Genomic DNA, 10,000 nt, shown 5'->3' on the forward strand with positions numbered 1-10,000 from the left:
TTCGAAACATTCCGAGATTCGTTCCTTGTTCTTCCTGGCTAGATACAAGAGAAACTAACGTGGAAAGGGAAGGATGAAGTAAGGCGCTTCCGGAAGCCAAAAACGTAAGAGAAATAAAAAGCTGATAGGAATTTGAAACAAAATAGAGCAATAAAAAACCTACGAGCAAAGAGAGTGTTCCTGCTCGAACCAATCTCGTTTCCTTGATCTTTCCGGAAAGTTTTCGAAAAACCCCACCTTGGATTAAAACGATGATCATTCCGATGTAAACGAAGGTAAATCCGATTGCGACGGGGCTGTAATTCAAAAATTGACTTAAATAGAAATTGATTGAAAACTCAAAACCAGAAAATGCAAAGACGAAAACAAAATAGAGAAAAGAATATGCAATGACTTCCTTATTTTTGGAATTGAAAACCCCGATGATGGGATGAATCTTTTTCGTTTCCGATGAGGCGCGATTCTTTAAATCGAAAGTTTCCCGAAACCAAAAAATGATCATAAAAAGATTGAACAAAGCGATCGTAGTGGCGGCAAGAGCCGATGCGGGAAACATAGTGAACGTCAGGTCCGGAAACATAAGCTCCAAAAAGCCGGAATCTACTTTCGCAAATAGTCCTCCTGCCGGAGGACCCGCGATAAATCCCAGACCTACGCCTGCGCCGATCAGTCCCATTCCTTTGGCACGATCTTTTTCGTTTGTGATATCCGCCATCGCTGCGGAGGCCACAGAGATGTTTCCTCCCATGATTCCGGTGATCACTCTGGAAAGAACGAAAAGAGAAAAACTTCCGGAGAACAACCAAATCGTATAACCGAAAAAACTTCCAAAGCTCGTAAAAACGAGCACCGGTTTGCGACCGATACGATCCGAAATTTTTCCCCAAATAGGCGCGAATACGAATTGTAAAAGAGAGTAGAGACTCGCGACAATTCCACCGAAAAGAGCGACGAATAAGGACCAATCTCCCGAAGAGGTTTCCATAATGATTCTTGTCAAGTCGGTGAACTTGCCAAGGACGGGATCGCCGGATTTAGCGAGAAAGGCTTTGAGCGTTTCGGGGAAAATGGGAAAAATTACGGAAAAGCCCATCATATCGATGAATACGGTAAAGAAAAGTACAAAGGAAATTTTATTCATGAGAGGTAGAATGGCTCGAAGACAACAATCTTCCAAGCCACTTACCTTGTCTTAACATTTTCGAAAAAAGAGGGTGCTTATTGCTTCTTACTTAAGAGACGCTTTAATTCTTCGAGAGAGTTTTTTGCGGTCGCTTTGAATTGGTCCGGGATCGATGTTTCGATTTCCGCGGAAAGACGAATGAAATTTTCCTGCAGTTTGGCGAATGCTTGTTGTCTGCTTTCGTCACCTTTGGAGAGAATTTCGGTCGCATCTTGAACTGTTTTATTCAGAAGTTCGCGAACCTGGTTGGCTTTTACGCTTTGATTTGCTTCTCCTTTTTCTCTCAGTTCCTGGTAAATCGTATCCAATTCGGCCAGAGACTGTTTGACTTTTTCCTCTCCGTTTTGAAACAGAGCGATTCCCGCATTTAGAATATCCATCAATAACCTTTCCAATCTGATTCTCCTTTTGATCTACCAATTGAGTTCGATCGATTATTGTAGAACTTAGACCGGTTTTAAGTCGTCTTTTTTTTAAAACTGTATCAGGAAAATTAAGAATTCTCGATTAACTTTTTGATCTGATCCCGGATTCTAGCCGCGGTTTCATAATCTTCTGTCTTAAGCGCGTTGTTTAGGGAATCTTGCAGAATTTCCAGTTGGGTTTTCGGAAGTTGGGAGATTTTTTCTCTCGCAATGGATTCTCCCGGAATTTCCTCGTCTTTCATTTCTATTCCGGCTTCTTCGATCACTTTTTTGGCGAGATAGATCGGGGCGTTTGCCCTGAGCGCGAGTGCGATGGAATCGCTCGGTCTTGCGTCGAGAACAATTACGTCCTCGTCCTTACGAAGAGTAATTTTCGCATAAAAAGTATTATCTATGATCTCTTCGATCGATATTTTAATGATACTTACGTTTAAAGTTCCGAGCAGAACGGTCATTAAATCGTGAGTCATCGGTCTCGGAGGTTTGGTTCCGTCCAAAACGGAAGTGATGGAATGGGTTTCCAAAGGTCCTATAAAAATCGGGACCACTCTGGAATCGGAATCATCCTTCGTTTTTAGAAAAACTGCAAATCCTACGTTTGTCAGAGAAATGTCTGAAATTTTTGCTTCTACAAGATCCATTCCCTTTGGAGGCTATCCTTGTAAACCTTTGGTGTCAAATGCTTTCCCAAGGAAATCAATCGAGTTTCTGAATCCAATCGTGAAAGCCAGAACACATTTCCCGAACCGTAGGCATGTGAAAGAGAATTCCTAAATGTCCTTGGTCAAATTTTACGATTTGATTGTTGGGTGAAGGAAGAGATTTCAATTCTTCTTCCACCGAATTTACAGGAACGATTTTATCCAAAGTGCCTAGAACGGAGTAAATCGGAAGTTGGAAGTTTCTTTGTAATTCCGTATAATTGATCGAACCGTCGAAAGAAAAAAACGCGTGATCCTTGCTTAACTGAGAACGGATGAACTGTAAAATTACCTTTGTGGATTCCTCGCAAAAAATATCTTCGATCAGAAAATACCATTCCGGAGGAGAAATTTGTCTGTAGCCTACAAAGTCTCTTAGGTTTACGACTTTCGTACTGAGTTCGAAAGAAACCGTTCTCAAGGAAGAATGAAGCCCCAATAAGAACTTAAAGAATTTATTGAGATCCACTGTCGGAAGAGCGGATTGAAGGGAAAACGTGGTCAGATCGAAAAGGAAATCAGAAATCGATTTTGCGGGTAATAGACTGAGTCCCGTTTTGAGCGCGTTCATTCCGGGAATATTGGTTCCTACGGAGACGAAGTTTGGGGAAGTCACGGAAATAATTCCGGAAATCGTTTCCTTTGGATCGGGAAGAGGAACTTTGTTTTGAGGATATTTGGAGATGAAGGTTTCGTAGGCGGATACATAGTATCTAGGAATCATTCCCCCCATACTGTGTCCCATCACTACGATCTTTTCTTTTGGAAAACTTTCTCGGATCCAATTGAGAACGGCGGGAAAATCTTCCTGGATGAAGTCGTCGATCGTCCATCCTTCTTTGATTCCGTTATACGGAAGAGTTTGTCTGGAACGACCGCGCATATCCATGGAAAAGACTCGATAACCGTATTTGAGAGCCATCTCTCGCGCAACCTTGTCCATGACCGATCTTCTGCAAAAAAAGCCTGGAATCAAAAGAAGAATTTTTCCGGTTTCGTTTGTTTTTTCCGGTTCGAATCGTTTTAGGCTAACCGAAAAACCGTTGTTAGACGGGATAATATAACTCGCATCCAGACGATAGGAACAATTGTAAGTATGACAATCGAATATGATCGAAGTAACCGGATGTTGTTGTCCTCCGGTTCTTGTGTAATAAAGGTGCTTTGCGTAGGAGTGAAGATCCGCTTTCTCTATATTCTTCTTCGCGATATAGGGATCCGCTTTGTTGTCCATTTCTCGGGCGACTACAAAGTCCACTACGTCGTAAAAGGAACTCAATTGCTCCCGAACTTCCTCTCTTTGTTCGTCGCTCATCCTATCTCTTCGAATTCCCCATATCATACCGATCGGATTTCCTTTTACGAAAAGAGGAATTCCGGCTGCGTAGTTCATGGTTCCAGAAAGAAGATGTCTTAAATTCGGGTGAATTTTTTCGTCTTTAAGACTGCTAAAGACAATTTCGGGACGTTTTTTAGTTTCGACTGATATGATCGCTTCTCGTATGAAATGCGCGGAAAGATTGTCCTGATCCTGGATCGAAACGGGAAGAGTTCGGTTTATAAATTCTTGAATATCTCTGAGTCCGATTCGAGTTGCGACCTCTTTCATTTTAAAATGTGTGGAGGAAGTGACAATTTTTAAATTTTTGTCTTGAATCGCTTCAAAGACCGCATAGTTGAACATAGGTTGATTGTTCGTAAACGTTAAGGCGACAATTTTATTTACGAAGGAAGACCAAACTTTTTCCAAGAACTTATAAGTAGGGCCCGGGATCGGAAAAATGAAAATATCGTCGGCCGCTACGTTAAGTCCGCTCTTACCTCTTTTTTTACGAATCGCAGGTTTTTTTTCGAGAAGTTCAGCCATCTACGACCAGAATTTTGACTGAAAGCTTCTCTGCCAACCTGGATTTAAAGGGTTTTTTAACCTTTTAAAAGAAATATTTCTAAAAAAAATTACGAACCAGAATTCAAAAGCGATATTTTCGTTTCGGAAATAGTTTCTTTATCGAAAAAATATTCTTTCCTTGGGAAAATATATTCAAAAACTATAAAGTAATACTTTTTGGAATTGGAACTTTAACGAAAGTAAATCGCTAATTCTGAAAGTGTTGTTTTATATTTCCACGAGATTTCAGTGTTTTGCTGTAAAAGCGGTTGTTGCGTCGATTTAATTTTTCATTCGTGTTAAATCCAATTTTCTGCATCTGCCGTTTTGTGTTTCCACTGAATTCGAACTTTATGTTTTTGGAATAAATTCATTTTATCCGTTTCTTCTTTCGCAAAATTTTCCAGTGTTTCTAAAGAAGGGAAGCCGAAATGTTCCGAATTGAGCCAAGTCAAATCCGTCGGATATAATTTTTGAAAGTAGCAGACGAGAAATCCTCCGATCATTTTCAAACCGTTTTCAACAGAATTTAAGGAATCGAATCCAAGGGCGGCGTGAATTTTTTCAGGGCCGATTCCTATAATTTGGAGAGGACAATACCAGCCTATGTCTGGTTCTGGATGAATTTTAGGTTTTCCGATTTTAATAAGGACTTCACGTTTTTCTTTATCGATTGCAAATCGGATTTCTCTTTCCAATATGATTTCGCCGAGTTTATACGGATCTTTCAATTTAAAAGTTTCCTTAGAATATTCGATTTTGTTCGGAGAGAAATGAATTTTGATTTCATATCTTCGAACAAAGCCGTAATTTCTAAAAGAAGTTTGTGTATTTCCGGCCCATTTAAAAACAATCTTTTTTTCTTTTGAGCCGTAAATAGTGCGAGTCGTAGGAAAATTATAGTTTCGAATTAGGAAAGATTTTTTTCATTTCATTTTATTCTAAAATTACGTATATCGATTCAAACAAATTCGGATTTCTATTTTGTCCGCCATCGTAATGAACAGATATGATTTTGCCTTCAAGCGGCGTTCTTTCGTGAATTTCGAGAACACTCGGATCAGAATTTTTGAGAAGTCGAAAAATTCTGACTTGTAAAAATTCCTTTTTGGAAAGATCGTTTTTATCGGAAATTACGTAAAAACCGTCGAGTCCGCTGAGCGGATGTGTGACCGTATATTCCTCGATCAAAAATTCGGAAATGTTTATATTCAGTTTATCTAAATTAGAAATTTTACGTGGACGCCCGACGAGTTCCGCGCTTCTTAAGAAAATTCTTTTTCCTTTCCAGATTTCGGTGAGTTCTTCTTGTTTTTTGGCGATTCGGTTTAATTTCAAAGTTTCTTGAAGTAAACTATCGGAACTTTTTTTTCTAAACTCTCGAATGTTTCCAAGGATTCCGAGAATTGTATTACAATCTCCCATAAAGTCTATTTTTTCCTGTAAGATCATTTCTTGCGAATGATCCGGTTTTTTACAATTCGAGTAAAAAAGGATTAAGAAGAATGCGAATATGCAAGATGTGAATTTCATAGTAAGAAATAGGAACTCATTTAAAAAACGACACTTGTATAAAGTATCGTTTTGAATGAACTTATTGGTTTTTTATGTTTTGGAAAAAATTTGGGGTAATTATTGAACGGTGTATTCCTTCGCAAATTTTTCGGAAGCCGCGTTTAAAGACGTACCCGCCTTTTCGAAGTCTTGATTAATTCGGTTGAGAATCTGATTGATTTCATTCGAATCCGCTTTGTCCTTTAAACCGCGCAATTCGATCAAACGTTTGTAGTCTTTACTTGCTATGTTCAAATACGTTTCGAGCGTTTGGATGCTGGCATTTTTAAAGCCGGAGTCTCCTTTGAAATCGCCGATTCCTTTCAGTTTATCGAGAGAGGAAGCGAGTTTTGTTTCCCAAGCTTTTCTCACGTTTTCCGCGTTTGTAAGGTCTTCTTTTTCCATCTCTGCGTTTAACGCGTCTATGTCCGTTATAGAAGCGTTTACTACTTCCATAATCTTATTGTTGTAACCCACCGGATCTTGTTTGCAACCGGAAGCTAAAAAAAATACAAGCGATGCTGCGATAAGCGTAAATGATATTCTACTTTTCATGGATGTAATAGTTAAAATTGAATTAAAAATGTCAACAGTAAATCGGATTTTTAACGTAAATTTTTAACGTAAACGCCCACGCCACGGAGATCGTTTGTTAAGCGAAGGATAAACTTTTCTTTGATATGGAAAAAAATTTCGAATATGAATTCTATGAAAAACTCGCACCAAAACCCGATTCGAATACTACTTCAATACGGGCTACGACGAAAAGACAGTATTTCAATTCTATGCTTAGAGCCGAGGTGGGAATTGAATCTGTATAAAATCTTTGGCTCAATCGTGGACTGGAAATTCTTTTTCGATTTAGAAATTCGGAATATTAATAAATATATAGGATTTATTTACTACTCAGACGCATGAAAATGATACTCGAAAATAAGCGATCGGTTTTGCAAAAGTACAGCAATTCTTCAGAAATTAAATCAAATCGGAAAACCCCGACTTTTTAGAGGAAGATTCCAACATTCTAAACTTATAAATAAATTTATCATAATATTCTATTGATTCTTCGAGTGGTAAGTCGGATCGTTTGTTTTTTAAAAAACAAATAAAGGGAACCTCTATAAAGTGAATTTTTTATAGAGGTTCCCATAAAATCATTTCTTCTCTTTTGCTCGTATCACGAATCAAAAGAAAAGATTTTTTTAGTTACAAGCTTCTGGAGCTACGCTTCCACCCGCGAAATATATGAGTAGAGCGTTATTGGAATTTACGATATCCGTACCGCTACCGGAATAATGATCCCAAACAGTGGGCGGCATATGATCCCAAGCGTTGCTGAGAGCGTATAGAGTCACTGCCGTCGAGGAACTCAAATATAAATCTTGGTGATCGTTACAAGAGAAAACGTTACCTCCCACGCTTCCGGTTGATCCTTGTCCCAAATCCAACCTTATGTGTTCACTATTTATGCCTATGTTGTTTTTGGTAATTATATTGTTTTCGACTTTGTTGACCTTGCTCGAACTCAACGTGAAGTCATTAATTCCGGTGAGATTGGAATAGATGGAATTTCCCGAAATAACATTGCCCCCCTGAAGTGTGGCCTCGTAGTTGTTGCTATCGATAATAATTCCGTGTCCGCCCATAACTCCTTCGATCGTGTTTTTGTGTACTTTTGCCGAATTGATCGCATTCAATAAAACTATCACAGACAGTCTTTGAGAATTGTAGGGCCTTGGATTTGTAATTTTGAATCCGGAAATTTGACTACTATTTCTAAGCGTCAAGGTTACATTGTCGCGACCCGAAACACTATCGGCTGCATTGCCGGAAATCAAAGTGATTCCCGTTTTTGGAGTCGTTCCCGGTGGTCCTGCATAAAGGGAAGAAGCGCCTCCGATCAGACCCTTTCCGTTGATATCCCCATATATATTGACGCCCTCCGGAATCGTAATCGGAAATGTTTCTCCAATGGTTGCATCGTAAGTACCCGGGGCCACTGCGATTACTTTTATACTGCTGTTCTTTAAGGCCAAAATGGCTTTTGTGATTGTACGAAACGGAGCTGATTTTGTACCCGGATTCGTAGAATCGTTTCCGGATATGGAATCTACGTAAAATGTAGGTATTTGGATAATCAAATCGGAAGATTTTCGATCGTCATTTATGCTTATCTTTGATTGCTGGTTTACAATACCGAGAATCATTTGAGAAGTTTTTTCGTTCCCTCCATTTTCACCGATACATCCCGTTATTAGCGATAAGGCCGTAACCCAAATATAAATTTGTTTCATTAATATTCTCCTTTTGTTCAGAATACGATTGTAAATCGAACTTCTGTGGAGCTTATAACAATAAGAGATTGTTCTTTTGCTTCAAAAAATGGATTTCATATCTTTTGTGAAAAAATGTAAAATTGGTATGGCTTAACCTTCAAATTTGGGACCGTAAAAAATTAGAAATTCTCCGGAGGAAACCGGCGAGCGATTTAAAGTAACTGTATGCGCTAATAAAGCGACCAAGAAATTTGATTGTTATTTGAACGTGAGTTTGGGCTAAGAAAGTTTGGGCGAATAAGAAACTAAAGTGTTGGTCTCTAATATAATCAACCCCACAAATACTTGGATCCGAAGATAAATCTGTCGGAATTACGACAAATCCTCTGTGAAACTTACGCCCCACCCTGATTTTGGGTGGCGGGGTGACCCGTAGGGAGCAAATCATTGAGCCTGGAGGCGGGAAAACTTGGGAGATTTTTCTCTATCAGAAAATCATACTTTTTGCAAGTAAAAAGTCTCATTCATGTCGGAACACTTGAAAAATATCAGTTTTTGATTCTTATGATCCCAAAAGCCTTCTTAATTTGTGGGGCCTCTCTACGGCTCGAAACATAATAATCGCTTTCGCATTTGTTATATCACGTTAACTTAACAGCCCGATTGAAAAAACTCCTATGTCGAGTATGTTGAATCTGACAGATATTTTTTAGCTCATCATTTTCACCGACTCAATGATAACTTTTTTTAGAAGAATTTTGTCGATTACTCATCTCTACATAATAGAGTGTCCAAAATTCTGCGTCTAAGCGTGGGATTTGTACTCAAACTAACGGTACCTATTTTATAGGGATCGGTAAAGGCATCGCCTTATTTTTCATATTCTACTTTAGTTTTGTAATGAGCTGAATTCCATTTTTGAAAAGATTTTCAAACATAGGCTGACTGATAATTCTTTATCTCCGAAAAGTTTTCCGAAGGTATTTTTAGAAAGTGAAAAATTACTTTCGATTTCTGTCGTCACGTTTCTCAGGAGTTTCATAAATTGCGGGCATTCCGCCTTTTCTCGTTTCTTATGGAAAGCTCAAAATGCTCTCGCAAAACTCGAGCAGAATCTAAGCTTCAAGTTCATCTGAGAAATTTTATTTGAGTTTAAGGAAGGATTTTTTTACTCGTTGGGCCCAGAAGGACTTGAACCTTCGACCCGCAGATTATGAGTCTGCCGCTCTAACCAACTGAGCTATAGGCCCGGAGTGTCTCCAGTGTTTTCGGGAAGTCTCGTTCTTCAAGTGAATTTCTCTCAAAGAACTAAAATTCAACGATTTGAATTTGAGTTTAAGGAAGGATTTTTTTACTCGTTGGGCCCAGAAGATGGATGCCGATTTATCGAGCGCCCTATGGGAAGCGAGATCTGAGTTTTTAGAGAGGCATCCGCTGAGTTTTTCTGACCCGCAGATTATGAGTCTGTCGCTCTAACCAACTGAGCTATAGGCCCGGAGTGTCTCCAGTATTTTCGTGAAGTCTCGTTCTTTAAGTGAATTTCTCTCAAAGGATCAAAAAGAATCTGAGAAGAGAGGTTTCAGAAAATGTTTCGGGTCTTGAAAGAAAACGGAAACGGTTTTGTTTTCGGAATCGAAACAAAGATAAATCGATACGAACTTTCCTTTTCGTTCCAAAAGAAAATAACGAATAGTAAGAGGGTTTCCGGCAACGATTTCTTTTCTTTCGCCGCCAATCGTTTTCAAACCCCGAAATTCCGGAAGAACCAAGTCCTTATAATCCGGAAATAAATCTTTCACAAGAGATTGGAGAGAACCGGAAGGAAATCCCTCCCATTCTCGAAGGATCAGCATCCAAGCTCTTCCTTGAGTGGGAAGAATTTTCCAATGATTTCCGGTTCCTAATTTCCAAACTTCGTACTTTTCCGGAAAAAAAATCTTCACAACGTTCAAGGCAAAAGGAATCTCGGAAGG

General features: G+C 39.1%; 9 protein-coding genes, 1 tRNA gene and 1 pseudogene (2 of these 11 only partly in view). All 11 read right to left on the reverse strand.

Annotated features, from left to right (window positions below; all coding sequences use genetic code 11):
* Positions 1 to 1,141, reverse strand: the 5' portion of a protein-coding gene (locus FHG67_RS10405; protein WP_016761310.1) for an MFS transporter. Its footprint begins 158 nt before the window's first position; the window shows 1,141 of its 1,299 coding nt (coding positions 1-1,141); its start codon is at positions 1,139 to 1,141; the stop codon falls past the left edge of the window.
* Between the two features lie 77 nt (positions 1,142 to 1,218).
* Positions 1,219 to 1,578 (reverse strand): phasin-related domain-containing protein, encoded by a 360-nt coding sequence (locus FHG67_RS10410; RefSeq protein ID WP_026054507.1) that lies wholly within the window; start codon positions 1,576 to 1,578, stop codon positions 1,219 to 1,221.
* A 98-nt stretch (positions 1,579 to 1,676) separates the two neighbouring features.
* Positions 1,677 to 2,249, reverse strand: a complete 573-nt coding sequence (locus tag FHG67_RS10415; protein WP_002622072.1) for a bifunctional nuclease family protein — start codon at positions 2,247 to 2,249, stop codon at positions 1,677 to 1,679.
* A 55-nt stretch (positions 2,250 to 2,304) separates the two neighbouring features.
* Entirely contained in the window at positions 2,305 to 4,176 is a 1,872-nt protein-coding gene (locus tag FHG67_RS10420; protein ID WP_002622096.1) for an alpha/beta hydrolase, read from the reverse strand.
* 320 nt (positions 4,177 to 4,496) lie between these two features.
* Positions 4,497 to 4,928: a DUF6968 family protein gene (locus FHG67_RS10425; protein ID WP_142499775.1), complete on the reverse strand. Its 432-nt coding sequence runs from the start codon at positions 4,926 to 4,928 to the stop codon at positions 4,497 to 4,499.
* Between the two features lie 205 nt (positions 4,929 to 5,133).
* Positions 5,134 to 5,730 carry a hypothetical protein gene (locus FHG67_RS10430; protein WP_002622078.1) on the reverse strand — a complete coding sequence of 199 codons (597 nt, stop codon included), beginning with the start codon at positions 5,728 to 5,730 and terminating at the stop codon, positions 5,134 to 5,136.
* A gap of 99 nt (positions 5,731 to 5,829) precedes the next feature.
* Positions 5,830 to 6,306: an LIC11966 family lipoprotein gene (locus FHG67_RS10435; protein WP_004500478.1), complete on the reverse strand. Its 477-nt coding sequence runs from the start codon at positions 6,304 to 6,306 to the stop codon at positions 5,830 to 5,832.
* Positions 6,307 to 6,953: 647 nt separating this feature from the next.
* Positions 6,954 to 8,045: an LIC10774 family surface protein gene (locus tag FHG67_RS10445; protein WP_142499776.1), complete on the reverse strand. Its 1,092-nt coding sequence runs from the start codon at positions 8,043 to 8,045 to the stop codon at positions 6,954 to 6,956.
* Between the two features lie 623 nt (positions 8,046 to 8,668).
* Positions 8,669 to 8,790: pseudogene (locus FHG67_RS22875) on the reverse strand (transposase); the annotation flags it as partial.
* 413 nt (positions 8,791 to 9,203) lie between these two features.
* Positions 9,204 to 9,277, reverse strand: a tRNA-Ile gene (locus tag FHG67_RS10450).
* 303 nt (positions 9,278 to 9,580) lie between these two features.
* Positions 9,581 to 10,000: the 3' portion of a hypothetical protein gene (locus FHG67_RS10455; RefSeq protein WP_004498311.1), read on the reverse strand. Its footprint extends 147 nt past the window's final position; 420 of the gene's 567 nt are visible here — the last part of the coding sequence; the start codon falls outside the window, past its right edge; the stop codon is at positions 9,581 to 9,583.

The sequence above is a fragment of the Leptospira weilii genome, from assembly GCF_006874765.1.
Classification (GTDB): domain Bacteria; phylum Spirochaetota; class Leptospiria; order Leptospirales; family Leptospiraceae; genus Leptospira; species Leptospira weilii.